This is a genomic window from Nonomuraea sp. ATR24, from assembly GCF_041950485.1.
In the GTDB taxonomy this organism is placed as follows: Bacteria; Actinomycetota; Actinomycetes; order Streptosporangiales; family Streptosporangiaceae; genus Nonomuraea; species Nonomuraea ceibae.
In genome coordinates, this window is record NZ_JBGNUU010000012.1 from 273,657 (window position 1) to 298,958 (window position 25,302).

28 protein-coding genes are annotated in these 25,302 nt (G+C 73.7%); 24 read left to right on the plus strand and 4 right to left on the minus strand.

Annotation, left to right across the window (positions count from 1 at the left end):
- Positions 1-7 precede the first annotated feature (7 nt).
- The gene (locus ACBI99_RS28060) at positions 8-2,626 is read right to left on the minus strand and encodes an AAA family ATPase (protein ID WP_375073890.1); all 2,619 of its coding nucleotides are present in this window, start codon (positions 2,624-2,626) and stop codon (positions 8-10) included.
- A gap of 141 nt (positions 2,627-2,767) precedes the next feature.
- Between ACBI99_RS28060 and ACBI99_RS28065 the strand changes: the two genes are divergently transcribed.
- From ACBI99_RS28065 to ACBI99_RS28110, 10 genes are all read left to right on the plus strand, one after another.
- Positions 2,768-3,253: a GNAT family N-acetyltransferase gene (locus tag ACBI99_RS28065; protein ID WP_219508679.1), complete on the plus strand. Its 486-nt coding sequence runs from the start codon at positions 2,768-2,770 to the stop codon at positions 3,251-3,253.
- A gap of 70 nt (positions 3,254-3,323) precedes the next feature.
- A complete protein-coding gene (locus ACBI99_RS28070; RefSeq protein WP_375073891.1) occupies positions 3,324-3,554 on the plus strand; it encodes a hypothetical protein in 231 nt (76 codons plus the stop codon).
- Positions 3,554-3,892: a helix-turn-helix transcriptional regulator gene (locus ACBI99_RS28075; protein WP_219508681.1), complete on the plus strand. Its 339-nt coding sequence runs from the start codon at positions 3,554-3,556 to the stop codon at positions 3,890-3,892. The genes ACBI99_RS28070 and ACBI99_RS28075 overlap by 1 nt, the downstream gene beginning before the upstream one ends.
- Before the next feature lie 152 nt (positions 3,893-4,044).
- Positions 4,045-5,295 carry a 6-phospho-beta-glucosidase gene (locus ACBI99_RS28080; protein WP_375073892.1) on the plus strand — a complete coding sequence of 417 codons (1,251 nt, stop codon included), beginning with the start codon at positions 4,045-4,047 and terminating at the stop codon, positions 5,293-5,295.
- Complete coding sequence (locus ACBI99_RS28085) at positions 5,289-6,245, plus strand: BadF/BadG/BcrA/BcrD ATPase family protein (protein WP_357593818.1); 957 nt, start codon at positions 5,289-5,291, stop codon at positions 6,243-6,245. Before ACBI99_RS28080 ends, ACBI99_RS28085 begins: the two co-directional genes overlap by 7 nt.
- Positions 6,246-6,335: 90 nt before the next feature.
- The gene (gene ngcE, locus ACBI99_RS28090; RefSeq protein ID WP_375073893.1) at positions 6,336-7,763 is read left to right on the plus strand and encodes an N-acetylglucosamine/diacetylchitobiose ABC transporter substrate-binding protein; all 1,428 of its coding nucleotides are present in this window, start codon (positions 6,336-6,338) and stop codon (positions 7,761-7,763) included.
- Positions 7,764-7,766: 3 nt separating this feature from the next.
- Positions 7,767-8,648 carry a sugar ABC transporter permease gene (locus ACBI99_RS28095; protein ID WP_357593822.1) on the plus strand — a complete coding sequence of 294 codons (882 nt, stop codon included), beginning with the start codon at positions 7,767-7,769 and terminating at the stop codon, positions 8,646-8,648.
- Position 8,649: 1 nt separating this feature from the next.
- A complete protein-coding gene (locus ACBI99_RS28100) occupies positions 8,650-9,486 on the plus strand; it encodes a carbohydrate ABC transporter permease (protein WP_219518094.1) in 837 nt (278 codons plus the stop codon).
- 2 nt (positions 9,487-9,488) lie between these two features.
- Entirely contained in the window at positions 9,489-10,625 is a 1,137-nt protein-coding gene (locus tag ACBI99_RS28105) for an ROK family protein (protein WP_219518093.1), read from the plus strand.
- Between the two features lie 11 nt (positions 10,626-10,636).
- The gene (locus ACBI99_RS28110) at positions 10,637-11,389 is read left to right on the plus strand and encodes a PIG-L family deacetylase (protein ID WP_357593824.1); all 753 of its coding nucleotides are present in this window, start codon (positions 10,637-10,639) and stop codon (positions 11,387-11,389) included.
- A 57-nt stretch (positions 11,390-11,446) separates the two neighbouring features.
- Here ACBI99_RS28110 and ACBI99_RS28115 read toward each other — a convergent pair whose 3' ends face one another.
- Positions 11,447-11,881: a tautomerase family protein gene (locus ACBI99_RS28115; RefSeq protein ID WP_219518089.1), complete on the minus strand. Its 435-nt coding sequence runs from the start codon at positions 11,879-11,881 to the stop codon at positions 11,447-11,449.
- 83 nt (positions 11,882-11,964) lie between these two features.
- On the opposite strand from ACBI99_RS28115, the gene ACBI99_RS28120 reads away from it, so the two are divergent.
- The 13 genes from ACBI99_RS28120 (at position 11,965) to ACBI99_RS28180 (ending at position 24,104) form a co-directional block, all read left to right on the plus strand.
- Entirely contained in the window at positions 11,965-12,474 is a 510-nt protein-coding gene (locus ACBI99_RS28120; protein ID WP_219518087.1) for a helix-turn-helix domain-containing protein, read from the plus strand.
- 36 nt (positions 12,475-12,510) lie between these two features.
- A complete protein-coding gene (locus ACBI99_RS28125; RefSeq protein ID WP_281427500.1) occupies positions 12,511-12,636 on the plus strand; it encodes a hypothetical protein in 126 nt (41 codons plus the stop codon).
- A 69-nt stretch (positions 12,637-12,705) separates the two neighbouring features.
- Entirely contained in the window at positions 12,706-14,403 is a 1,698-nt protein-coding gene (locus ACBI99_RS28130; RefSeq protein ID WP_375073894.1) for a tetratricopeptide repeat protein, read from the plus strand.
- Between the two features lie 245 nt (positions 14,404-14,648).
- A complete protein-coding gene (locus ACBI99_RS28135) occupies positions 14,649-15,896 on the plus strand; it encodes an aminotransferase class I/II-fold pyridoxal phosphate-dependent enzyme (protein ID WP_308126208.1) in 1,248 nt (415 codons plus the stop codon).
- A complete protein-coding gene (locus tag ACBI99_RS28140; protein WP_375073895.1) occupies positions 15,893-17,029 on the plus strand; it encodes an MFS transporter in 1,137 nt (378 codons plus the stop codon). The genes ACBI99_RS28135 and ACBI99_RS28140 overlap by 4 nt, the downstream gene beginning before the upstream one ends.
- Before the next feature lie 10 nt (positions 17,030-17,039).
- A complete protein-coding gene (locus tag ACBI99_RS28145; protein ID WP_219518083.1) occupies positions 17,040-17,999 on the plus strand; it encodes a sulfotransferase in 960 nt (319 codons plus the stop codon).
- Entirely contained in the window at positions 17,983-18,804 is an 822-nt protein-coding gene (locus ACBI99_RS28150; protein WP_375073896.1) for an SDR family NAD(P)-dependent oxidoreductase, read from the plus strand. The genes ACBI99_RS28145 and ACBI99_RS28150 overlap by 17 nt, the downstream gene beginning before the upstream one ends.
- Before the next feature lie 13 nt (positions 18,805-18,817).
- Positions 18,818-19,654, plus strand: a complete 837-nt coding sequence (locus ACBI99_RS28155) for a class I SAM-dependent methyltransferase (RefSeq protein ID WP_375073897.1) — start codon at positions 18,818-18,820, stop codon at positions 19,652-19,654.
- Positions 19,651-20,520, plus strand: coding sequence for a family 3 encapsulin nanocompartment shell protein (locus ACBI99_RS28160; protein WP_219518076.1), 870 nt, complete (start codon positions 19,651-19,653; stop codon positions 20,518-20,520). The genes ACBI99_RS28155 and ACBI99_RS28160 overlap by 4 nt, the downstream gene beginning before the upstream one ends.
- Positions 20,521-21,759: an FAD-dependent oxidoreductase gene (locus tag ACBI99_RS28165; RefSeq protein WP_375073898.1), complete on the plus strand. Its 1,239-nt coding sequence runs from the start codon at positions 20,521-20,523 to the stop codon at positions 21,757-21,759.
- Positions 21,756-22,445 carry an aspartate/glutamate racemase family protein gene (locus ACBI99_RS28170; RefSeq protein WP_357593836.1) on the plus strand — a complete coding sequence of 230 codons (690 nt, stop codon included), beginning with the start codon at positions 21,756-21,758 and terminating at the stop codon, positions 22,443-22,445. The genes ACBI99_RS28165 and ACBI99_RS28170 overlap by 4 nt, the downstream gene beginning before the upstream one ends.
- Positions 22,446-22,517: 72 nt before the next feature.
- Positions 22,518-23,078: a nitroreductase family protein gene (locus ACBI99_RS28175; RefSeq protein ID WP_375073899.1), complete on the plus strand. Its 561-nt coding sequence runs from the start codon at positions 22,518-22,520 to the stop codon at positions 23,076-23,078.
- A gap of 156 nt (positions 23,079-23,234) precedes the next feature.
- Positions 23,235-24,104: a GNAT family N-acetyltransferase gene (locus ACBI99_RS28180; RefSeq protein WP_375073900.1), complete on the plus strand. Its 870-nt coding sequence runs from the start codon at positions 23,235-23,237 to the stop codon at positions 24,102-24,104.
- Here the strand turns inward: ACBI99_RS28180 and ACBI99_RS28185 are convergent.
- Positions 24,099-24,449 (minus strand): VOC family protein, encoded by a 351-nt coding sequence (locus ACBI99_RS28185; protein ID WP_375073901.1) that lies wholly within the window; start codon positions 24,447-24,449, stop codon positions 24,099-24,101. The two genes, ACBI99_RS28180 and ACBI99_RS28185, sit on opposite strands and share 6 nt — an antisense overlap.
- A 64-nt stretch (positions 24,450-24,513) precedes the next feature.
- Here ACBI99_RS28185 and ACBI99_RS28190 point away from each other — a divergent pair, with 64 nt between their 5' ends.
- The gene (locus ACBI99_RS28190) at positions 24,514-25,035 is read left to right on the plus strand and encodes a helix-turn-helix domain-containing protein (protein ID WP_357593841.1); all 522 of its coding nucleotides are present in this window, start codon (positions 24,514-24,516) and stop codon (positions 25,033-25,035) included.
- A gap of 37 nt (positions 25,036-25,072) precedes the next feature.
- Here ACBI99_RS28190 and ACBI99_RS28195 read toward each other — a convergent pair.
- A partial coding sequence (locus ACBI99_RS28195) for a hypothetical protein (RefSeq protein ID WP_375073902.1) occupies positions 25,073-25,302 on the minus strand: 230 nt, incomplete at its 5' end.

Below are 25,302 nucleotides of genomic sequence, written 5' to 3' on the forward strand. Positions count from 1 at the left end.
AAGACGGTCAGCGGCCGAGGGCGTCGGCGAGCTGCCTGCGTGAGGTGACGCCCAGCTTGGGGAAGGCTCGGTAGAGGTGGTGGCCGACCGTGCGGGGGCTGAGGAAGAGCTGCGCCGCGATCTCCCGGTTGCTCACCCCGGCGGCGGCGAGCCGGACGACCTCCCGCTCCTGCGGGGTGAGGCGGCCGAGCGGGCTGCCGGTGGCGGCGGTCTCGTCGATCACCTCGCCGGTGCCCCGGAGCTCCGCGCGGGCGCGGGCGGCCCACGGCGCGGCGCCGGCCCGGTCGAAGCCCTCCAGCGCGGCGCGCAGGTGGCGGCGGGCGTCGGTGCGTCGGCGGCGCCGGCGCAGCCACTCGCCGTACAGCAGGTGCGTGCGCGAGCGTTCCAGGCCCGGCTCGTGGTGGCCGAGCGCCGCGCCGAAGTGGTCCTCGGCCTGCTCGCCGGTGCTGGTGAGGGCCCGGCAGCGGGCGGCGAGGGCGAGCGCGGCCGGGCTGCCGGTCCGCCGCGCCCACCGCTCGTAGCCGGCCGCGGCGTCGGGGCGGGGCGTGCCGGTGCGGGCGGCGGCCTCGACCAGGCCGGGCAGCAGGAAGGCGGTCAGCATCGGCGGCCCCGGCGGGACGCGGTCCAGGTGGGCGAGCGCCGGGGCGGGGTCGCCGGCGCCGAGGTGCAGGAGGGCCAGCGCGTGACGGGCGTGGGCGGCGGCGGAGCCGATGTCGTGGGCGGTGGCGTGCGCGAGGGCGTCCCCGGCCAGCTCGCGGCAGCGGGTCTCGTCGCCTTCCAGGGCGGCGACGGTGGCGAGGGTGGCGCGCAGGTGGCAGGCCCGGTGGTCCAGCCCCGCGTACTCGGCGTGGCGCAGTCCCTCCGCCGCCGACTGCCCGGCCAGGTCCAGGGCGCCGAGCGCGAGCCGGCTCTCCGCGAGCAGGTGCAGGCACGTCGCCTGCCAGCCGAGCAGCCCGTGGGAGCGGCAGTGGTCCAGCAGGAGCGCGGCGAGCTCGCCCGCCAGGCGATGGTCGTCGACGGCGTACGCGGCGCGGGCGGCCAGGAAGCGCTCGCTGAACAGCGCCCCCGCGTCCCGGGCCGCGTCCTCCCAGCGGGGCGTCGTGGCCCGGCCGGTGAGGAGCAGGGCGACGCCGGTCAGCGTGCCGTGGGGGCCGGGAGGGGCGGCGAGCGCCCGTTCGCACACGCGCGCGGCCAGGCCGGGGTCACCCGCGGACAGGGCCGCGTGCATGGCCTCGACGGCGATGGCGGGCTCGCCGAAGTCCGCGCCGAGCAGCACCCGGACGGCTTCGGCGGCCGAGCCCGCGTTCAGCTCGAGCGCGGCCCGCACCCGGGCCGCCTCGGGCGAACCGGTCCCGTCGCCGTGCTCCAGGAGCGCGGCGACGCGGTGGAACAGCCCGGCGTCGGCGGCGACCTGGGCCGCCGTGACGAGGCGGCGCTGCCGGGCGGCGGGGTCGGCGCTGAGCTGGGCGGCGCGCTCGTACGCGGCGGAGGCCGAGGCCATGCCCTGCCGGCCGGTGGCGCGCTCGGCGGCGCGTTCCAGCTCGGCGGCGGCCCGCTCGTCGGGGCCGGTGGCGGCGGACGCCCGGTGCCAGGCGCGGCGGTCGGCGTGCTCGTCGCCGTGCAGGACGGCCACCAGGGCGTCGTGGGCGGCGATCCGCTCGGCGAACGTGGCTCCCTGGTAGGCGGCGGCCCGCACCAGCGGATGCCGGAAGGCCAGCGTGGAGCCGGTCAGGTGGATCAGCCCGGCCTTCTCGGCCGGCTCCAGGTCGGGCGCGGCGGCCCCGGCCGCGGCCAGGACGACGGCCGGATCGCCGGTGTCGTCGGCGGCGGCGACGAGCAGCGCCCGCCGGGTGAGCGGCGGCAGCAGGCCGAGCTGCGCGCCGAACGCGGCCTGCACGCGACCCGCCGCGCTGAGGCCGCCCGGCGCCGCCGGGAGCGGGCCGAGCAGCCCCGCGCGCTGCTCGGCGGTCATCGCCCGCGACAGCTCGACGAGGGCCAGCGGGTTGCCCTGCGCCTCCGCCGTGACCCGTTCGCGCACGTACGCGGGCAGCTCGCCGCCCGTCCGCGCCGCGAGCAGCGCCGCCGTGGCCGCCTCGTCCAGCCTGCCCAGCCGCAGCTCAGGCAGACCGAGCGGACGCGGCTCGCGCAGGGCGAAGAGCATCACCACGCCCTCGGCGTCCAGCCGCCGCGCGGCGAAGGTCAGCGCGTCCAGGGACGCCTGGTCCACCCACTGCGCGTCGTCCACCAGGCACAGCAGCGCCTGCTCCCCGGCGTGCTCCGACAGCAGCGTCAGCACGGCGAGCCCGATCAGGAAACGGTCGCGGCCGGTGGCCGCGGTCATGCCGAACGCGGCCCGCAACGCCTCCGCCTGCGGCCCGGGGAGCAGGTCCAGGTGGTCCAGGGCAGGCCGCAGCAGCTGGTGCAGGGCGGCGAACGGCAGCTCGTTCTCCGACTCGATCCCGGTCGTCCGCAGCACCCTGCCCGCGCCGGACGCCAGGTGGTCGAGCAGCGCGGTCTTGCCGATGCCCGCCTCGCCGGTCAGCACCAGCGCGGCGCTCGCACCGGCTCCGGCCTCGGTGAGGAGGCGGCGCAACTGTTCTTCTTCGGCGGCCCGACCGTACAACACCCGGCAAATGTACTGGCATGCCGGTCAGGGCGATCGGTCGCATTAGGTCGTCATGACCGATTCGGCGGCGGGGGCCGGGTGCCTACTGTCGGTGCCGTACCCCTACGCCGGCCTGGTTCCGGCCTGATTCGGCAGGAGAGCATGATGACGTTCACCCTGGAGACCGCCCGGCTGCGGCTTCGCCCGTTCACCGAGGAGGAGGCCCGGCACGTGGTGGCCGGGTCGCGCGAGGGCCGTAACTGGAGCCCCGGCTACCCCAGGGACGACGACCGGGACATCGCCGGGCTCGTCCTCAAGGGCGCCGGGGGTGATCCGCTGTTCGGGCCGCTGCAGATCGTGCTGCTCGGGTCGGGCGCGGTCATCGGCGGCCTCGGCTTCTTCGGCCCGCCCGACGAGGCGGGGACCGTCGGGTTCGGGTACGGCGTCGCCCCCGAGGCCGAGGGGCGCGGTTACGCGACCGAGGCGGTGCGGGCGCTGCTGCGGGAGGGCTTCGACGACGGCCGGGTCCGCCGCGCGCTGGCCGACACCGCGCACACCAACGTCGCCTCCCAGCGGGTGCTGGAGAAGGCCGGCCTGCGCCGGGTCTCCTCCGACGACAGCCTGCACTACTACAGTACCGAGGATTGACGCTGCGGTGTCGTGCAATTGCGAAATTGCGCAACTGCGTCGACACTGGAGCGCATGAATGCGGGATGCGATGAGTGAGGCCTTCGCGGCGGAGATCCGCAGGCGAGCCGACGAGGCGGCCGAGGCCCTGCGCGCCGCCGAACGGGCCGGTGACGCCGAGGCCGCGCTGGCCGCCGCCGGCGACCTGGGCGAGGTGCTCCGGCTGGCGCGCGCCCACGGCGTGACGACGGGCCACGATGAGACGGGCCACGAGACGGGCGGCGAGGCGGGCGGCGAGAGACCGGGGGAGGGGAATGCGTGATGTCCGTCCCGCTGTACGAGGCCAAGGCGGAGCTGTTCCGGCTGCTGGGGCACCCGGTCCGGATCCGCGTGCTGGAGCTGCTCCAGGACGGGCCGAAGCCGGTGCGTGACCTGCTGGCCGCGATCGAGGTGGAGCCCGCCGGGCTGTCGCAGCACCTGGCCGTGCTGCGGCGTTCGGAGCTGGTCACCGCGCGCCGCGACGGCTCGACCGTGGTCTACGCGCTGTCCGGCGGCGACGTGGCCGAGCTGCTGCGCGCCGCCCGCCACCTGCTGCACGCCAAGCTGGCGGGTCGCCACGCCCTGCTCGACGAGCTCGAGGCGGAGGCCGGCAGCCGGTGAACCAGGCGCTCGCCGGGGCGTGGGCCATCGACCGGCTGGAGAGACGGGTCCTTCCTCCGGATGACGGCGGCGGGGCCCGTCCGCATAGGGCTTTTCCCGAAAGCGTCAGCTAAGGTCCCGGGTTAGGAAAGTTTCCTAACTAGGGAGTTCGCATGAAACTCGCCGTGATCGGGGGCGGCTCGACCTACACCCCCGAGCTCATCGACGGCTTCGCGCGGCTGCGCGACGAGCTGCCGCTGACCGAGATCGCGCTGGTGGACCCGGACGCCTCCAGGCTCGGGCTGGTGGCGGGCATGGCGCGGCGGATGCTGGCGCACGCCGGGCACCCGGCCCGGGTGGTCGCGACCGCCGACGTGGCCGAGGGCGTCGCCGGGGCCGACGCGGTGCTGTTCCAGCTCCGGGTGGGCGGCCAGGCCGCGCGGAACGTCGACGAGACGCTGCCGTTGCAGTGCGGCTGCGTCGGCCAGGAGACCACCGGCGCGGGCGGCCTGGCCAAGGCGCTGCGCACCGTCCCGGTCGTCCTCGACCTCGCCGAGCAGGTACGCGCGCACGCCCCCGACGCCTGGATCGTCGACTTCACCAACCCCGTCGGCATCGTGACGCGGGCCCTGCTGGACGCGGGTCACCGGGCGATCGGGCTGTGCAACGTGGCGATCGGCTTCCAGCGGCGGTTCGCCAGGCACCTGGGCGTCGAGCCCGAGCGGGTCGAGCTCGGGCACGTCGGGCTCAACCATCTGACGTGGGAGCGCTCGGTCCTCGTGGACGGCGTCGACGTGCTGCCGGAACTGCTGGCCGAACACGGGCAGGAAATCGCCGACGACATCGGGCTGCCCGTGGAGCTGCTGCGCCGCCTCCGCACCGTGCCGTCGTACTACCTGCGTTACTTCTACGCCCACGACCTGGTCGTGGAGGAGCAGCGGGCCAAGCCGTCGCGGGCGGCCGAGGTCGCGGCGATGGAGGAGGAACTGCTCAAGCTGTACGCCGACCCGGCGGTGAACACCAAGCCGGAGCTGCTCGGCAAGCGGGGCGGCGCGTTCTACTCCGAGGCGGCGGTCGCGCTGATCGCCTCGCTGCTGGGCGACCGGGGCGACACCCAAGTGGTCAACGTGCGCAACGGCGGCACGCTGCCGTTCCTCGGCCCGGACGCGGTGATCGAGGTCCCGGCCAGGATCACCGCCTCCGGCGCGGAACCGCTGCCCGTCGATCGGCTGGAGCCGCTGTACGCGGGACTGGTCGCGCACGTGTCCGCGTACGAGGAACTGGCCCTGGACGCGGCGCTGCACGGCGGCGCGGACCGGGTGCGTGACGCGCTGCTCGCCCACCCGCTGATCGGCCAGGAGCATCTGTCGGCCGAGCTGACCGGGCTGCTGCTGGAGGCGAACGGCGGGTACCTGTCGTGGTGATCATCGCGGTCGACGGCGGCAACAGCAAGACGGACGTCGTGGTGCTCGACCCGGGCGGTACGGTGCTGGCCAGAGGGTCGGCCGGGGCGTTCCTGCCGCAAAGCCAGGGCGTGGCGGCGGCCGTGGACGTCGTGGAGGAGGCGATCCGGCAGGCGCTGGGCCCGGACGCGGCCCCGCCGTACGCGGACCTGCTGACCGCCTACCTGGCGGGGGCGGACCTGCCGGTCGAGGAGGAGGCGCTGGCGGCCGAGTTCCGCGCGCGCGGGACGGCGGGCGAGGTCGTCGTCGCCAACGACAGCTTCGCGCTGCTGCGTTCGGGCGCGTCCGGGCCGAGCGGCGTCGCGGTGGTGTGCGGCGCCGGCATCAACGCCGTGGGCGTGTCGCCGGCGGGCGAGGTCGCGCGCTTCCCGTCGCTGGGCAAGCTCAGCGGCGATTGGGGAGGCGGCGGCGGCCTGTCCGAGGAGGCGCTGTGGCACGCCGTCCGGGGCGAGGACGGCCGGGGCGCGCCGACCGCGCTGACCCCGGCGATCGCGGCGCACTTCGGCACGCGGACGGTCGAGGAGGCGGTGATCGGCCTGCACGTCGGGCGGATCCCCGCCGAACGGCTCACGCGGTTCGCGCCGGCCGTGTTCGAGGCGGCCGAGGCGGGGGACGGGATCGCCCTCGGCCTGGTGACCCGGCTGGCCGACGAGGTCGTGGTCATGGCGGAGGTGTGCCTGCGCCGCCTCGGGCTGCTGCGGACGCCGACCGAGGTGGTGCTCGGCGGGGGAGTGCTGCGCGCGCGGATCCCGCTGCTGTCGAGGATGCTCGACGAGCGGTTCGGGGAGCGGGCGCCGCTGGCCAAGCAGGTGATCCCGCGGCAGCCGCCGATCGTCGGCGCGGCGCTGAACGCGCTGGACCGCGTGGGTGCTGGTGAGGCCGCCGAGGCGCGGCTGCGGGCCTCCTTCTGACGGATGGTTGACGTGCCCGAGGGCGTGAACCTATAGTCAGCCGCTAACCGTCTGGAAGGTATCCGGACGGTTAGCGGTAAGGAGCCACCCATGTCCACGACCCCCAGCCGACGTGAGGTTCTTCGACGGATCGGACTCACCGCCCTCGCGGCGGGCCCCGGCGCCGGGCTGCTCAGCGCGTGCGCCACCAGCCGATCCGCCGGTCCCGTCGCGGCGTCCCCGGCCGCGCCCACGTCGGCGGCCAACCCCCTCGGGGTGGACGCGGCCAGGCCGCTCGAAGTGGTGATCTTCAGCGGCGGCAACGGCGACGGGTACGCCACAGAGCTGCACGAGGCCCTCTACAGCAAGGCGTACCCCAAGGCCAAGATCAACCACGTGCCGACGCAGAAGGTCGGCACCCAGCTCCGCCCCCGGTTCATCAGCGGCGACGCGCCCGACGTGGTCAACAACTCCGGCCCCGAGGCGCTCGACCTGCAGTCGCTGGTCGCCGAAGGGCACCTGGCCGACCTGACGCCGCTGTTCGAGGCGCCCTCGCTCGCCGACCCGGCCAAGAAGGTCCGTGACACGCTCGTCGGCGGGGTGTACGAGAACTCCCTGATCGACGGCGTGCCCCGGGTGCTGCAGTACACGGTCGCCCACCGCGCGCTCTGGTACAACGCCAAGCTGTTCGACAAGCGCGGCTGGCAGGTGCCCCGGACCTGGGCCGAGTTCAACGCCCTGGGCGAGGAGGCGAAGAAGGCCGGGATCGCGCTGTTCGCCTACCCGGGCCAGGTCGGCCCCTTCTATCAGCTGTGGAACCTCGTCTACAGCGCCGCCAAGATCGGCGGCAACAAGGTGATCATCGACATCGACAACCTGGCCGACGGCGCCTGGCAGGCCGAGCCCGTCCGGCAGGCGGTCGCCGCCTGGGCCCAGGTCCAGCGCGACTTCGGCGACAAGGCGTACTTCGGCCTCGACCACACCCAGACGCAGGTCAGGCACCTGAAGGACGAGGTGCTGTTCTACCCGTGCGGCTCCTGGCTGGAGAACGAGATGGCCAAGGACCGGCCCGAGTCGTTCGAGTACGCGATCGCGCCGGTGCCCAGCATCACCGCCGCCGACGCCATGCCGTACGAGGCGATCATGGTCGGCGTGAGCGAGGCGTTCTTCGTGGCCGCCAAGGGCGCGAACCCGCAGGGCGGCCTGGAGTACCTGCGCATGATGCTGTCGCGGGAGGGCGCGCGCGGCTACACCGAGATGACCAAGAACCTCACCGTCGTCAACGGCGTCGTCGACGGCCTGGAGCTGACCTCGGCGGTGCGCAGCGCGGCCAAGGCCCAGGAGGCGGCCGGCACGGACATCATCACCGACATCCGCTTCGAGGGCTGGTACAAGGAGCTGTTCGACCACGGCCAGGTCCAGACGAACTCGGTGATGTCCGGGCGCATCACGCCCGAGGAGTTCTGCGCGAACATGCAGAAGAAGGCCGACGCGCTCAAGGCCGACTCGGCGATCGCCAAGCAGTCCAGGAGCGTCTGAGCCGTGCGGCGGCACGGCTTCGTCGCGGGCTTCCTCCTCCTGCCCGTGGCGCTCTACCTGGTCTTCGTGATCAGCCCGTACGCGCAGGCGTTCCAGATCGCGCTGACCGACTGGCGCGGGGTGTCGGCGAACCTGAACTTCGTCGGGCTGGACAACTTCGAGCGGATGTTCGGCGACGACACCTTCTGGCAGGCCGTCCGCAACCACGCGGTGCTCCTGGTCACGCTGCCGGTGCTGACGATCGCGCTGGGCCTGGCCTTCGCCTACCTGCTCAGCGACTCGGCGGGCACGCCCGGGTCGCGGGTCTACCGGGTGATCTTCTTCCTGCCGCAGGTGCTGGCGGTGGCCGTGGTCGGCGTGCTGTTCAAGGCCGTCTACCGGCCGGACGCCAGCGGCGTGATCAACGGCGGGCTGGCCAGGCTCGGGATCGAGCCGGTCGGCTGGCTGACGGACCAGAACCTGGCGCTGTGGTCGATCATCGCGGTGATGGTGTGGCAGGCGGTCGGGTTCTACGTGGTGCTGTTCTCGGCCGGCATGGCGGCCATCCCTCGCGAAGTGTTCGAGGCGGCCGCGCTGGACGGCGCGGGGCGGCTGCGCACGTTCTTCTCCATCACGCTGCCGCTGGTGTGGGACACCGTCCAGGTCGCCTGGGTCTATCTGGGGATCGCCGCGTTCGACGCCTTCGCGCTGGTCAACGTGCTGTCGATGGAGCAGGGCGGGCCGGACGGGGCGACGAGCGTGCTGGCCACCGAGATCTACAAGAACGCCTTCGGCTACTCGCGGTTCGGGTACGCCTCGGCGCTGGGTGTGGCGCTGTTCTTCCTGACGCTCACGTTCGCCGCGCTGACGATGCGGGTCACCCGCCGCGAAAAGGTCGTGTACTGAAATGTTGCGAAAAATCCGCATCCACCAGGTCGGCATCCAGCTCGTCCTGGCGCTCTGGGCGCTGCTCATCGTCGCCCCGCTGCTGTGGACCCTGCTGGCCTCGTTCAAGAGCAACGCCGAGATCTTCGGCGACGCCCTGCAACTGCCGGGCGAGCTGCGCTGGGACAACTGGGCGCGGGCCTGGGAACGTGCCAACGTCGGCCGCTACCTGCTCAACACCGTCATCGTGGTCTTCTTCGGCGTGGCCGGCACCATGCTGCTCAGCTCCATGGCCGCCTACGTGCTGGCGCGCTACCGCTTCCCCGGCAACCGGCTGGTGTACTACCTGTTCGTCTCCGGCATGGCCTTTCCCGTCTTCCTGGCGCTGGTCCCGCTGTTCTTCGTGGTCGACGGGCTCGGGCTGCTCAACACGCACCTCGGCCTGGTCCTGGTGTACGTCGCGTACTCGCTGCCGTTCACCGTGTTCTTCCTGACGTCGTTCTTCCGGGCGCTGCCGGACGCGGTCGCGGAGGCGGCCATGATCGACGGCGCCTCGCACACGCGCACGTTCTTCCAGGTGATGCTGCCCATGGCCAAGCCCGCCCTGGTCAGCCTGACCATCTTCAACGTGCTCGGCCAGTGGAACCAGTATCTGATCCCGCTGGTGCTGCTGCCGGGGGACAAGGACCTGTGGGTCATCACCCAGGGCATCGCCGACATCTCGACCATCGCCGGCTACGAAGCCGACTGGCCCGGGCTGTTCGCGGCGCTGAGCATGACCGTGCTCCCCGTGGTGCTGATCTATATCGTCTTCCAGCGACACATCCAGTCCGGGCTGACATCAGGAGCGCTGAAGTAGGCATGTCCACGGGAAACCCCACCGTCTTCCGCACACTCAACGAACGCACCGCGCTCACCCTGCTCCTGGAGCACGGCGCGCTGACCCGCGCCGAACTGGAGACGCACACCGGCCTGTCGAAGGCGTCGGCCGCCGAGGTGCTGCGCAGGCTGGAGAACAGCGGGCTGGCCAGGAAAGCCGGCCACAAGCCGGGCAACGCCGGGCCCGCCGCGCAGATGTGGGCGCTGGACGGCTCGGCCGCCCGGGTGGCGGGCGTCGACCTCACGACGCGGTCGATCGAGGTGTCCGTCGCCGACCTGACCGGCCGCGTCCTGGGCGGCCACCGCACCGAGGCGACCGGCGACGCGCGGCTGCTGCTGGAGGAGACGCTGGCCGCGGCCGGCTTCCGCCTGGACGAGCTCGACCAGGTCGTGGTGGGGGTCCCGGGCATCGTCGAGGCCGAGGGGCGGCGGCTGCGCCAGGCCGTCCAGCTCGCCGGCTGGACCGGGCTCGACGACCTGCCCGGCCACGTGCGCCTGGAGAACGACGTCAACCTCGTCGCCATCCGCGAGCAGCAGGAGCACCAGGACGACAGCTTCGTGCTGTTCTGGGTGGGCGCCGGCGTCGGCGCCGGGGCGGTGCTGGACGGCACCGTCTGGCGCGGCGTCACCGGGCGCGGCGGCGAGGTCGGCTCCGTCATCGTGCCCGACCCGGTCAGCAAGGGCCGCGTCTACGGCCACGACGGCGGCCCGCTGGGCGCGCTGCTCGGCGCCGAACCGCTGGCCGCGCTCGCCGCCGCGCACGGGGTGACGGCCGAGCCGACCCTCGACGGCGCCGGCCGGGCGCTGCGCGAGGCCGATCCGCGGTTCCTGTCCGACGTGGCCGCCCGGGTCGCGCTCGGTGTGAGCGCCGCCATCGGCGTGCTCGACCCCGGCCTGGTGGTGCTGGCCGGCCCGCTGTGCATCGCGGGCGGCGAACCGCTCCGGGCCCTGGTCGCCGGCCGCCTGGCCGAAACCCCCCTGGTGCCCGTCACCGTCGCGCTGAGCGCCGTCGACGGCAACGCCGTCCTCGACGGCGCGCTGTGCTACGCCCTGGACCTGACCCGCGAGCGGGTCTTCCAAGCCGGTACGGCAGGCCGTACCGGCGAATCCCATCCCTAAGGAAAACGCTGATGTTGAGAACCCTCGTGATCGCCGCTCACCCCGACGAGCCCGAGATCTACGCGGGCGGCACCGCCGCGCTGCTGGCACGGGCCGGGCACGCGGTGAAGTTCCTGACGCTCACCAACGGTGACGCCGGGCACCACGAGATGGAACGCGGCCCGCTGGCCCGCCGCCGCGCGGAGGAGGCGTTCCGGGCGGCCGACGCGCTCGGCGTGATCGACTACGAGATCTTCCACGACGTGCACGACGGCATGCTGGAGCCGAGCCTGGAGATGCGGCTGCGCGTGCTGGCGCAGGTGCGTGGCTGGCGGCCGGACCTGGTGATCGCCCTGCACGCCGACGGGAGCGGCCATCCGGACAACCGGGCGGCCGGGCTGCTGGCCGAGCAGGCCGTCGAGTTCGCGATGACGCGCAACCTGGAGGTGGGCAAGCCGCCCCTGACGCGGATGCCGGTGTGCCTGCTGATGACCGACTACGCCTCGGCCCCGGTGCACCGGGCGGACGTGGTGGTGGACGTGGCCCCGGTGCTGACGGCCAAGCTGGACGCGTGCCTGGCCCATGCCTCACAGTTCCTGGAGTTCGCGCCGTGGCAGCGGGGCTTCCTCGACAAGGCGCCGGAGCGGGGTGACGCCGAGGCGGGCCGGGCCTTCGTCCGCGAGCACTGGGCGGAGTTCGTCGGCCCGGAGACGTTCCAGTTCGCCGGCTACGGCAGGCAGGCAGGCCAGGACGAGATCGCGCGCCTCCTCGCCGGCGAGCGCTGACCCCACCGGCTGCGACGACGGCGGCCGGGCGGTCCGTGCCCGGCCGCCTCCGGCCGGCTAGCCGCGGGTGACCAGGGCCGCGATGTTCTCCAGGCGGACGATCTCCCCGCCCGCGCCCCAGTTGCCCTCGGGGATCTCGTTGATGTGCACCCAGGCGGAGGTGGCCCGGCCGAACCGCTCAGGCTCCGGGTCGGCGTCCGCCAGCACCCGTGTGACGCGCTGGACGATGTCGAGGCGCTTGTCGTCGGTGAGCGAGCCGGCCGGGACCCCGACGCGCACCACGTAGCGCGGCTTCTCCCCGGCGGGCAGCTCGCGCCCGCCGATGAACCAGGCGTCGACCTCGTTCACCACGAGCCAGGAGATGGACCGGGCGACCTCGTTGTCGGGGGCGCCCTCGGCGATCATCACCTCGGACACCAGCCGCCCTCCGATCTTCTCGCGGCGCTCCTGGTCGAGCGAGCCCTTGGGGACGAACAGCTCCACGAACGGCATGGGTAAGTCCTTTCATTGAACTCTCTGTCGCCCGCAATGTAACGGCAGTGAGTTCAATCAAGCAACCCACTATGCTGGGGAGCATGCAACGGACCAGCTTCGCGGAGATGCACTGCTCGATCGGGCAGTCCCTGGAACGGGTCGGCGAATGGTGGACGCCGCTGATCCTGCGGGACATCCACCTCGGCCTGCACCGGTTCGACGACATCGCCGAGAACCTCGGCGTCTCGCGCAACCTGCTCACCCGGCGGCTGGAGGCCCTGATCGCCGACGGCATCGTGGAGCGCCGCGCCTACCAGGAGCGCCCGCCGCGCCACGCCTACCACCTCACCGAGGCCGGGCGCGAGCTCGTGCCCGTGCTGATGGCGCTGATGGCCTGGGGCGACAAGTGGGCGACCCCGGCGGGCGGCCCGCCGGTGCTGCTGGAGCACGACGCGTGCGGCGCCCGGTTCACGCCCCGGGTCTGCTGCTCGGAGTGCGGGCAGCCGGTGACGGCCACCGACGTGACGGCCCTGCCGGGCCCGGGCGCCGCCTCCGGCCCCGGCACCCGGGTGCTGGCCCGCCGCAGCGGCCTCGCGCCGGAAGAATCATGACCCTCAAGATCTTCATATTTCGGGATCTCCATGCTTATGCTCTGGGCAGTCCCGGAAGTGATCAACCTGGAGGCGCTCATGAAGAAGATGACCATTCGCCGGAAGAGTGACCTTCGCCTGCTGGCCGGCGCCCGCCGGATCTGGTTCGAGTGGTGCTGGTAGCAGCCACCCCGGCGGGCGTCCCCGGGCGCCCGCCCCTGCCCGGACCGGCCTAGGGAGACCAGCACACCGGTGAGCACGGAGCCGCACCGCTACGACTGCCATCGCGCTCACGGGCCGTACGCCGGGGTCGCGCGGTTCCTCGCCCGGATCGCTGGGGAGCGTCCCAAGCTCGCCGCGCGGCACGAGGTCGAGCTGCACGCCATCGCCCCGTGGCTCGGCCGCGCCGCCCGCCCGGCAGCGGAGGAGGAGCCGATCAGGTTCCACCCGGCCCGCCGCACCGCCTTCCTGGCGTACGGGGCGGCCGAGCTCGTGGCGGCCTGGGCCGGCGCCCTCCGGCAACCGGTCACCGTACGCTTCGACCACGTGGCCGGCGCCGACGAGACCACCGCCGAGCTCCTGGCCGCGCTGGCCCACAGGGACGTCCCGGCGCTGCGCCTGGACCTGCGCGACGGCGGCGACCCGCCACCCGTCACGGACCCGGCGCCGGACGCGTTGCGCACCGCCCTGGGCGACAGCCTGGCGCGCGGCTTCTACCACCACGCGGCGCGCGTCGCCCGGCGCGGCCGTGGGCTCGTGAGCCCGGGGGGCGACCTGCGGCACTGGTGGTCGTTCACCACCGGCCTGGCCACCGCGCTGGCCGCCCTGGACCGGGCCGCCGAGGCCCTGGAGCTCTACGACGAGGCGCGGGCGGCGACCGGCGACACCAGGATCCTCATGTCGGCCGCGTACTCCACGGCCATGCTCCACGCCCGGCACCTGCCCGGCGCCGCCCAGGACCCGCAGCGGGCACTCCACTGGCTGGAGCGGGCGCTGAGCCTAGCCGCGACCCTGGACGACCCGCGCGAGCGGGTCGTCTCCACCGTCTTCTACGAGCAGGGCGTGGCGCTCCTGCACGCCAAGGCCGGCGAGCCCGCCCGCGCGCTGCGCCTGGTCGACGACGGCCTGGCCAGGCTGTCAGCCGTGCTCGCCCCCGGCGAGCTGCCGCAGCACACGGCCCGGCTGCTGCACAACCGGGCCCAGGTGCACCTCGCCCTGCGCGACCCGGCCCGCGCCCTGGCCGACCTCGACACCGTGATCGAACAGGACCCCGGCAACTGCGAGTACTACGCCGACCGGGCCGCCCTGCACCGCGCCGCCGGCCGCGCCCGGGCCGCGATCAAGGACTACGACGCCGCGATCCGCCTCGGCCCGCACCTGCCGGAGGCGTACTACAACCGGGCCGTGCTCGAACAGGAACGCGGCCGCCTCGACCGGGCGCGCGACGACCTCCAGCGGGCGCTCGCCGTCGCCCCCGGCCACCTCGACGCCCGGATCGCCCTGGTCAACCTCCAGCTGGAGACCGGCCTGCTGGACGCGGCCGAGGAAGGCGCGCGCGCCGGGCTGGAGCTGGCCCCGCACGAGCCCGCGCTGCTGTGCACGCTCGGGCTCATCCGCTCGGAGCGCGGCAGCCACGACGAGGCCGACGCCCTGCTCACCCGCGCCCTGGAGGGCGACCCGGACCTCGTCGAAGCCTGGACGAACCGGGCGGCCGTCCGCTTCGAACGCGGGGACGCGGCGGCCGCCGTGGCCGACCTGGACCGGGCCGTGGCGCTGTCGGCTGCGCCGGTGCCGCGCTACAACCGCGGCATGGCGCTCATGCGGCTCGGCCGCTGGGACGAGGCCGCCCGCGACTTCACCGACGCGCTGTCCCAGCCCGGTCTGGACCGCGGGCTGCGCGGCGACCTGCGTGCGGAGCTGGCCCGCTGCCGCCGCGAGGCGGCCCGCTGACCGGCCCTGGACACTCTTGACGAAACCGTTGACATGATCGGTTCCCTCGGAGAACATCCAGGGAGAATTCGTACCCAGCTTGATCAACAGCGCGGGCGCCACGGGGTTCCGAGCCCCGCCGCGCGGCTTCCCGGACGATCGCCGGGCACTCTCGCGCTCCTCGAAAAGCCGCATGCACGTCCACAGAAGGCCGACCGTTCACCCACCCCCGAGAACTCCATCAAGCCGATGTCGAGGAGCATACGGTGCAGAGCGAGAGGGACGGTTCCGCACGCCTGGCCATCAACGGCGGCGACCCGGTACGGCACGACCCCTGGCCGACGTACGACAAGGGGGCAGTCTTCGTTCACCGCGAGGACGAGGAAGCCGCGCTCCGCGCGATCCGCAGCCATCTGTACTTCCGCTACGACTACCGACCCCAGCAAGAGACCGAGTGCGGCCGATTAGAGGCCGAGCTGTCGCGCTACTTCGGCACCAGGCACGCCCTGGCCGTCTCCAGCGGCACCACCGCGATCGCGCTGTCCATCATGGCGGCCGGCATCCCGCCCGGCTCGCTCATCGCCTGCCCCGGCTTCACGTTCGTCGCCACCCCGAGCGCCATCGTGCTGGCCGGCTGCACGCCGTTCCTCGTCGAGGTGGACGAGGACCTGCACCTCGACCTCGACGACCTGCGCGCCCGCTGGAACCCGGAGATCAAGGCGATCCTCGTGGTGCACATGCGGGGCTTCGCCGCCGACATGGCGGCCGTGACCGCGTTCGCCGCCGAGAAGGGCGTGCCGGTGTTCGAGGACGCCGTGCCCGCCCTCGGCGCCGAGCTGGACGGGCGCAAGCTCGGCACGTTCGGCCTGGCCGGCGGGTTCAGCACCCAGTCCGACAAGTCGCTCAACTGCGGCGAGGGCGGCTTCCTCGTCACCGACGACAGCGAGCTGTTCGCCCGCGCCGTCGTGCTGTCCGGCGCGTACGAGGGCCGGCTGAAGCGGCACTTCCCCGGCGGCGACCCGCCCATCGACACCGACCTGGACCTGCCGCTGCTCAGCTTCCGCATGGACGAGATCCGCGCGGCGCTGCTGCGCTCGGAGCTGGACCGGCTGCCGCTGCGCCTGAAGTGCTTCCACGACAACTACACCTACGTGTCGGAGGCGCTCAAGGACGTGCCGGGGATCGCCGTGCGCCGGCCGGTCGCGCCCGGCGCGTTCCTGGGCGAGGCGTTCATCTTCCGGGTGCCCGGCGGCGACGCCGGCTGGTTCGCCGACGCGCTGTGCCATGAGGGCGTCGGCGCGCGCAACCTCGGCTCCGACCGCGACACCAACGTGCGCGTCTTCTGGAACTGGCGCTTCCTGTTCCGCGGCCAGGACGTGGCCTCGATCCAGGCGCTGCTGCCCCGCACCACCCGCTACCTGCGGGAGGCCGTGGACGTGCCGCTGTCGTCGTCGCTGTCGGTGGAGGACTGCGACCACCTGATCGAGGCCGTGCGCAAGGTGGCGGGCTCGTGAGGCCACGCGCCCTCGCCGGCATCTTCGGCGGCCTGTTCGCCGGTTACGTGGGCCTGGCCGCCGCGATCCCGGTGCTGCCGAGCTTCGTCACCGACAGGTACGGCTCCACCGGCTTCACCGTCGGCGTCGTCGTCATGGCGACCGCGCTGACGGCGCTGCTGGTCAGGCCGGTGGCGGGACACCTGGCCGACAGGTACGGGCACCGCCGCGTCATGCAGGCCGGGGCGCTGATCGTGGCCGTGGGAGGCGCGCTCTACTACGCCCCGATCGGCGTCGCGGGCCTGGTCGCCGACCGCCTGCTGCTCGGCGTCGGCGAGGCCGCGCTGTTCACCGCCGGGGCCGTCTGGACGGTCTCGCTCGCGCCGCACAACCGGCGCGGCCAGCTTGTCGGCCTGTACGGCGTCAGCATGTGGGGCGGCATCGCGGCCGGGACGTTCCTCGGCGCCGCGCTGTCGAGCCACGGCTACGGGACGGTGTGGGCGTTCAGCATCGGCATGGGGGTGATCGCGCTCGCCCTGGTGAGCTCGGCGCCCGCCCCCGCCCGGCCCGACCGGGCGAGCGGCGGGGGCCTGCTGCTGCGGCCCGCGCTGCTGCCCGGCACCGCCCTGGCGCTGGCCGCCGCCGGGTACGCGGGCCTGGCCGCCTTCGTGGTGCTGCACCTCCAGGCGCGCGGCATCGGCTCCGGCGTGGCCGTGCTCAGCGGGTTCAGCCTGGTCTACGCGGGCACCCGGCTGGTCATCGGCCACCTGCCCGACCGGGTGGGCCCGCGCCGGATGGTGATCTGGTGCGGCGCGGGCGAGGCCGCCGGGCTGCTGATCATCGCGGTGGCGCCGAACCTGCCGCTGGCCGTGCTCGGCGGCGTGGTGATGGGCGTCGGCTTCTCCCTGCTGCACCCGTCGCTCGCCCTCATGGTCATGAACCGCACCGACCCGGCCAAACAGGGCGCCGCGCTCGGCGCGTACACGTCCTTCTGGGACCTTGGGCTGGCCGTGTGGGGGCCGCTCATCGGCGTGGTCGCGGGCGGGCTCGGCTACCCGGCCGTCTTCCTGGTGGGCGCGGCCTGCGCCGTGGCGGCCGTCGGCGTGGGCCTGTGCGTACGCCGGCCCGTCACGCTGCCCGCGCCCACGAGCTGAAGGAGAGAGCGTGGACACGATCAAGGTCCTCTGCGTCACCGGCTGGTGCCGCAACGGCAGCACCATCATCGGCAACGTCCTCAACGAGATCCCCGGCTTCTTCCACGTCGGCGAGCTGCACTTCCTCTGGAAGAACGGCGCCGGCCTGGGCGTGAACAACCTGTGCGGCTGCGGCAGCGCGCTCACCGAGTGCCCGATCTGGTCGCGGATCCTGCCGCTCGGCAACCCCGGCGGGCTCCCACTGGCCGACTTCGCCGCCACCGTCATCCGCCGCCAGCGCGCCTGCGTGCGCACCCGGCACACCTGGCGGGTGCTCGGCCGGGGGCTCGACGGCGACGACATCAGGGCCCACGCCGACCTGATGACCCGCACCTACCACGCCGTCGCCGAGCGCACCGGCTCGCGCGTCATCGTCGACACCACCAAGATCCCGGGCGAGGCGGCGCTGCTGCCGTACCTGGACGGCATCACCCCCTACTACGTGCACCTCGTGCGCGACCCGCGCGCCGTCGCGCACTCCTGGAGACAGCCCAAGCAGTACGTCTACGCCATGTCCTCCTGGATGAGCACCGCCTACTGGCACGGGTTCAACCTGGCCTCCCACGCCATCACCCGCCGCTTCCCGCAGCGCTCGCTCTTCCTGCGCTACGAGGACTTCACCACCGACCCGGAGGCGACGATCGACGCCCTCGTCCGGCACTGCGACGCCGGCCCCGCCCCCAACCCGGTACGCGACCGCACGGTCGAGCTGCACACCAACCACACCGTCACCGGCAACCCCGACCGCTTCCGCACCGGCGCCACCGTGATCCGCGACCGCGACGACACCTGGAAGGACACCCTCACCCGGCCCGCCAGGCTCGCCGCCGTCACGCTCGCCACCCCGCTCTTCAGCCGCTACGGCTACAGCTACGGCGGCACGCTGGCAGGCGGGGCCCGGCCGAAGGAGAACCATGGATCTCGGGCTTGACGGCAAGGTCGCGCTCGTCGCCGGCGGCTCCAGCGGCCTCGGCCTGGCCACCGCCGCGGAGCTCGCCCGTGAGGGCGCGCACGTCGCGATCGGCGCCCGCGACCGGCCCCGGCTGGAGTCGGCCGCCCGCGAGATCGAGCGGGTGGCGCGCGGGCGCGTCCACGCCACCGGCGTCGACATCACCGACAGGCACGCCGCCCGCCGGTGGGTCGGCACGGTCGCCGCCGAGCTTGGCGCCCTCCACGTCGTGGTCGTCAGCGGCGGCAGCCCGCCCATCGGCCCCGCCTCCGGGTTCGAGGTGGAGGACTACCAGGCGGCCGTGGACAAGGTGCTGATGCCCGCGGTCAACCTGACGCTGGCCGCGCTGCCGCACCTGAAGGCCGCCGGGTGGGGGCGGCTCGTCTACGTGGCCTCCGAGACGGCCACCACGCCGATCCCGCCGCTGGCTCTCTCGGGCGTGACCAGGGCCGCGCTGCTGCGCTTCGCCCAGGCGCTGGCCTCGGACGTCGGCCGCGACGGGATCACCGTCAACGTGATCGCGCCCGGTCACGCCCGCACCCCGCCCATCGAGCGGATGGCCGCGAGCCTCGGTGGCGACGTGGAGGAACAGCTCGCCCGCATGGGCCACCACAGCGCCCTGGGCCGGATGGCCCGCCCCGAGGAGGTCGCCGCCGTGGCCGCCTTCCTGGCGAGCGAGCGCGCCTCGTTCGTCACCGGCGCCGTGCACGCCGTCGACGGCGGCGCCGCCGTCACCGGACCCGACCTGCCGCACCTCACCCGAACGCGCAAGGACACCAACACCTGAAGGAGCCCCAGGGATGTCGACCACCTACACCGAGCAGGACGTCGGCGACTTCTTCGACCGGACCACGCAGACCTATCTGAGCTTCTGGGACAGCGAAGGCGTCCTGCACACCGGCTACTTCGCCGGCGAGAACGACGAGGACTACCGGGCGGCGGCCGAGCGCACCTCCGAGCTCATGGCGGCCGAGGCGGGCATCGACGGCTCGTCGCACGTGCTGGACGTCGGCTGCGGCTGCGGCAACTTCCTCATCCACCTGGTCACCCGGCACGGCTGCCGGGGCGAGGGGCTGGACCTGAGCCTGGAACGGGTCAGGTTCGCCAGGCAGCTCGCCGACCCCGCCCTGGGCATCGAGTTCCGGCACGGCTCCGCCACCGCCATGCCGTACGAGGACGGCACGTTCAGCCACGTGGTCAGCCAGGACGCGCTCTTCCTGGTGCCCGACAAGCCGCGCAGCCATGCCGAGATCTTCCGCGTACTGCGGCCCGGCGGCGTGTTCGCCTTCTCCGACTTCCTCCAGCCGAAGAAGGAGATCGGCGAACGGGCCCGCAGGCACGTCTACGACCGGGTCAGGTGGAGCAGCGGCTACTCGCTGGTGGAGTACCAGGCCGAGCTGGAGCGCAGCGGGTTCGAGATCCTGCTGGCCCGCAACCTGGAGAGCCACATCAGGCAGACCTACCGCGTGCTGGGCACGACCGCCCGCGAGCGCGCGCGGACCACCGAGGACCCCGCGGCCAGGGACTGGATGCTCGCCTTCGCCGAGTCGTGCGGCGAGATCCAGGTCGCCATCGACCAGGGCGAGTTCGGCTGGGGAGTGTTCGTCGCCCGCAAGCCTCACCGGAGGACGTCATGAAGCAGGAGATCAAGCGCACGATGGCCGAGGTCGTCGCCCAGCGCAAGCAGGAGATGTCACCCGGCCGCAGGTTCGCCGAGGCGTGCGCCGACAAGGGGCTGGAGGCGGCCGTCGAGTACGACGTGACCATCACCGACTCGCTGACCAGCTCGCGGCGCAAGCCCCGCTACCCGGCCCGCAACATGCTCAAGGTCGTCGACCTGTCGAGGGACCCGCGCCGCTACTACTGGCACGAGAGCCCGCCCGCCCCCGGCGACCCCGAGGTGTTCGAGGCCGACGTGCGCCGGGAGGCGGCCAGCCGCTTCCACCGCTCCGAGGTGCCCGAGCTGCTCCCCACGACCGCCTGGGTCCAGGTGCCGCCCGGCCTGTGGGAGGACCAGGAGACGTTCGAGTCGTTCGTCAACTACCGGCTGATCGTCCGCCTCGCCACGGCCGAGAACAACACGATCATCCGCGGCCCCGGCGGCCTGCTGAACCTGCCGGGGATCGCCCGCATGACGTCGAAGGGGCCGTTCGCCTCGACGATCCTGGCCGCGTGCAACGAGGTCGAGCAGATGGGCGGCACCGCCGACGGCCTCATCATCAACCCCGTCGACTACTACACGTTCATGGGCGAGGGCAGCCTGATGGACGACGTCGAGCGCAACGGCGTCTTCATCGTCAGGACCCGGCTGGTCGAGCCGGGCACGGCCGTCGTCGGCGACTTCGGGCACGGCGCCCTGCTGTTCGACGCCGGACGCTCGGTGATCCGCTTCGCCGAGCCGCCGCCCGGCACGTTCGCCGAGCCCGGCATCGCGCTCATGGCGGAGATCTACGAGCGCGTGGTGATCAACCTGCCGACCAACTTCTTCGTCGTGAGCCTGTAGATGCCGGACGTGCTGGTCGTCGGCGGCGGTGTCGCCGGCCTGTTCTGCGCCTACTACCTGCGCAGGGCCGGCGCCACCGTGACCGTGGTCGAGCGCGGGCCGATCGGCGGCCCGCAGTCGTGCTCGCACGGCAACACCGGATTCGTCGGCACGCAGGGCGCCGCCCCCCTGGCCGAGCCCGGCGTGCCCGCCCTGGGGCTGCGCTGGCTGCTCGACCCGCGCAGCCCGTTCTTCATCAGGCCGCGCCCCGACCCGGCGCTGATCGCCTGGCTGTGGCGCTTCCGCCGCCGCTGCACCGAGCGGGCGGCCGGGGAGGCGTTCCGCGTCCTGCTCGACATGAAACAGCGCAGCCTCGCCATCCTGCGGGAGCTGTGCGGCGATGACACGCTCACCGCCCGGGGCATGGTGATCGCCTTCCGGACGCCGCAGGGGTTCGACCGGGCCCGCCGCACGGTCTCCCGGGCGAACGCGTCCGGGGTGCCGCTGCGCGTGCTCGAACCCGGCGAGCTGAGCACGCTCGAACCCGGCGTCGAGTTCGACATCAGCGGCGCGCTCTACAACGAGGAGGGCGCCTACCTGCGCGTGCCCGAGTTCGTCACCGAGCTCGCCGCGACGCTGGCCGGCATGGGCGTCGAGCTGCTGGAGGACACCGACGTGCTGGACCTCGAGGTCGCGGGCCGCCGCGTCCGGCAGGTGCGCACCTCGCGCGGCGACCTGCGGCCCGGCACTGTCGTCATCGCCGCCGGCGCGTGGTCCGCGGCCCTCGCCCGCAAGGCGGGGCTGAAGCTCATGCTGCAGCCCGCCAAGGGCTACTCCGTCACGCTCAAGAGCCCCGGCGGCGCCCCCCGCCGGCCGGTGCTGCTCAGCGAGGGCAAGGTCGCCATCACCCCGCTCGGCGACCGCCTGCGCCTGGGCGGCACCCTCGAACTGTCCGGCATGGACACCACGATCTCGCGCCGCCGGGTGGACGGCATCCTGCGGACCGTGCGCGACCACCTGCCCGCCCTCGACACCACCGCGACGCCGCAGACCTGGAGCGGCCTGCGTCCCTGCACCCCCGACAGCCTCCCGTACATCGGGCGGGCCGAGCCGTACGAGAACCTGGCGCTGGCCTGCGGGCACGGGCACATCGGGCTCGGCCTCGCGCCCGTCGGCGGCAAGCTGCTCGCCCAGCTCCTGGCCGGCGAGACCCCTGACCTCGACCCCGCCCCCTTCCGCTACGGCAGGAGGTTCCCGTGAAGCCGATCGGCGTGCTCTGCCTGGAGACCACGTTCACCAAGATCCCCGGACACATCCGCAACCCCGCCACGTTCGGCTTCCCGGTGATCTACGAGGTCGTCGAGGGCGCGACGCCGGAACGGGTGGTCACCCAGGCCGACCCCCGGCTGCTCGACCCGTTCGTCGAGGCGGCGCGCAACCTGGAGGCGCGCGGCGCCGCGGCCGTCACCGGCGCCTGCGGCTTCCTCGTGCTCTTCCAGGAACGGCTCGCCGGGGCGGTCGGCGTGCCGCTGTTCTCCTCCAGCCTGATCCAGCTCCCGATGATCCACCGCATGCTCATGCCGCACCAGAAGGTCGGCCTGCTCGTCGCCAAGGAACCCGCGCTCACCGGCCGCCACCTGGCCGCGATCGGCGGCGAGCACGTGCCGGTGTGCGTGACCGGGATGTCCGAGCAGCCCGAGTTCCGCGAGGTGATGCTGGAGGGACGGCGCGACGCCCTCGACGCCGACCGCCTGGAACGCGAGGTGCTCGGCCAGGTGCGGCGGCTCGCCAAGGACAACCCCGACATGGGGGCGCTGCTCATCGAGTGCACCGACCTGGTGCCGTTCGCGCACGCGATCCAGGCCGAGACCGGGCTGCCCGTCTTCGACATCGTCACGCTCACCACCATGGTCCACGCCACCCTCGACCGCCGCCCCTACCGATGAGGCACGAACGGGCGAGACCGCCGCCCCTACCGGTGCGGCATAAACGGGCGGGCCGGAAAGTTGTGCACGTGCGTGAACGTTGACCACGATCTCCGGCTCGGCCTGCACCCGCTCCTCGCGGACCGGTTCAGCCCGTCCGCGTTCGACCCGGCGGGCGTCGTCGGCGACGAGACGCTCGCGCTGCTGCTGGAGGCCGCGCGGTGGGCGCCCTCGGCGGGCAACTCCCAGCCCTGGGCGTTCCTCCCGGTCCGCCCCGGCGAGCCGGACCACGCCCGGGTCACCCGCTTCCTCGCCCCCAGCTCGGCGCGGTGGGCCCCGGCCGCCGGGCTGCTGATCGTGAATCTGGCCCGCCGCCACGTGGACGACACCGACCTGGTCTACTCGGAGTTCGCCGACTACGACCTCGGCCAGGCCGTGGCCCACCTGACCGTGCAGGCCCAGGCGATGGGCCTCACCTGTCACCAGTTCCGCGCCTTCGACAAGGACGGCCTGACGGCCGAGCTGCGCCCGAACCCCGGCTGGACCGTCCTGACGATGACCGCCGTCGGCGTCCCGGCCGACCGGGGGCAGCCCGTACGGAGGCGGCGCAGCGTCGCCGAACTCCGCTCCGCCCCCTGGAGCGACGGCCTCTGAAGCGACGGCCCCCTTGAGCGACGGCCGCTGACCGCCGCGCCGGGCTGCCGCACCGGGCCGCCGGGCCGCCGCACCGGGCCGCCACACCGGGCCGCCGCGCCGGGCCGGCCGAAAACCTGGTGCCCGCCGCCGGTCCGCTGGTGTGTGATCGGCGGCATGACGATCGAGCTGGGCGAGCCCGGGACCGGCGGGCTGGACGGGATCGTGGCCGTGCTGCGCGCGTGGCAGCACGAGGGCGCGCCGATGCAATTGCATCCGGGGGATCTGGGCTGGTTCTGGCGGTTCGGCGCGGAGGCGACGGCCGCGGCCGTCCGGACGTGGAGCCGCGGCGGGCGGATCCTCGCCGTCGGCCTGCTGGACCACCCCCGGCTGCTGCGGCTCGCCGTCGCGCCGGACGCCCGGCGCGACGGCGAGCTGGCCCGGCGGCTGGCCTCGGACCTCGGCGATCCGGGGCGCGGGGTGCTGCCCGCCGGGACGGCGAGCGTCGAGGCGCCGGCGGGCGCCCTGGTCAGGGACCTGCTGGGCGAGGACGGCTGGCAGGCGGGTGAGCCGTGGACGCCGCTGCGCCGCGACCTCACCGCGCCGGTGCCCGGCCCCGGCGTGCGGGTGGTGGAGGTCACTGCTGATCAGGTGCCCGAACGGGTGGCCGTCCAGCGGGCCTCGTTCGACGGGTCGACGTTCACGGAGGCGGCCTGGCACGCGATGGCCGCCGGCTCGCCGTACGCCGGCGCCCGCTGCCTGGTCGCCTACGACGAGCGGGGTGACGCGGTGGCGGCCGTGACCGTCTGGCCGGCCGGCCCGCACCGGCCCGGCCTGCTCGAACCGATGGGCGTGCACCGCGACCACCGAGGCCGCGGCCACGGCGCCGCGATCGTCCGCGCCGCCGCCGCGGCGCTGCGCGAGCTGGGCTCCTCCAGCGCGGTCGTGTGCACCCCCAGCTCCAACACCGCCGCCGTCGCCACCTACGGGTCGGCCGGCTTCGACCGCCTCCCCGAGGTCCGGGACCTGTGCCGGCCGCCCCTATGAGGGGTTCTGCTCCGTGGACTGGTCCATGACGTAGAGGGTCGCGCCGCCCGGGTCCCGGTAGGTGGCCTGGAAGCCGCCGGGGATCTCCGACGGCGCTTCGACCACGGTCAGCGACTCCGGGCGGGCGGCGTGGAACGCCTCGACGCTCTCGACGACGAACACCGGCCCGACCGGGGCGGCCGGGTCGTGGGCGTCGAGCATGAGCTGCACGTCGGTGCCCGGCAGGGCCAGGGCCACGGTCGCGTCGCCCTCGCGCCAGCTCTCGGTGAAGCCGAGGCCGTCACGGTAGAGGGCGAGCGACGCCTTCAGGTCGGCGGTGGGGACGAACAGGAACTCCAGCTTCACGGCGCATCCTTCCGGATTCCGGACGTAATTGGATTTCCTCTCACCATAACGGCATTATGTACGGGTGCGCGAATGGATCCCCGTATCGACCTCCCCGAGGGGCAGGCTCGTACTCGCAGCGGTCAAGGAGTTCGGGGCGCGCCCCTTCGACGAGGTCACGGTCGCCGACCTGGCGGCGGCGGCCGAGGTCACCACGGGCGCCCTCTACCACCACTTCGGCAGCAAGCTCGGCCTGTACGCCTTCGTCCGGGACGACGTCGAACGGCGCCTGCTGGACCGGATGGAGGGCGCGATGGCGGCCACGGGGCCCGGGCCGGACCGCTCGGCGGCCGTCACCGCCGCCCTGCTGGTCGGCCTGGACTTCGCCGTACGCGAGAACTTCCTGCGCATCCTGGGCGAGCCGCCCCAGGATGCGGAGCGCGACCGGCTGGCCGAGCTGCTCGGGCGCGGCGACCTGCCGTCGGCGCCGCTGCTGGGCCGCGTGCTCGCGGCGGCCTGGCGCGCGGCCCTGGCGGCGGTCGCCGAGGGCGCCGAGCCGGAACACGCCCGCGCCGCCCTCGCGGCCCTCAGGCCGCACACCCCCTGACGGACCCGCCGCCCGGGACGTCGGGCGAATCGCCCGCTCAGGGAAGAAGGGCGTCCAGCGCCCGCAGGGCACCGGCCACGCCCATCCTGGCGCCGAGCTCGTACCTGTCGATCAGCTCGGTGAGGGGCGTCCCATCGACACGGGCGACGACTTCGAGGGCGTCGAAACCGAGCTCGTCACGTCCCTGATCATCCCACCCTGGTCGAGGTCGGGTCAGGGGGTCAGAGAGGGCGCGGGTCAGGTGGGGGTGGTGGCGGGGGCGGGGAG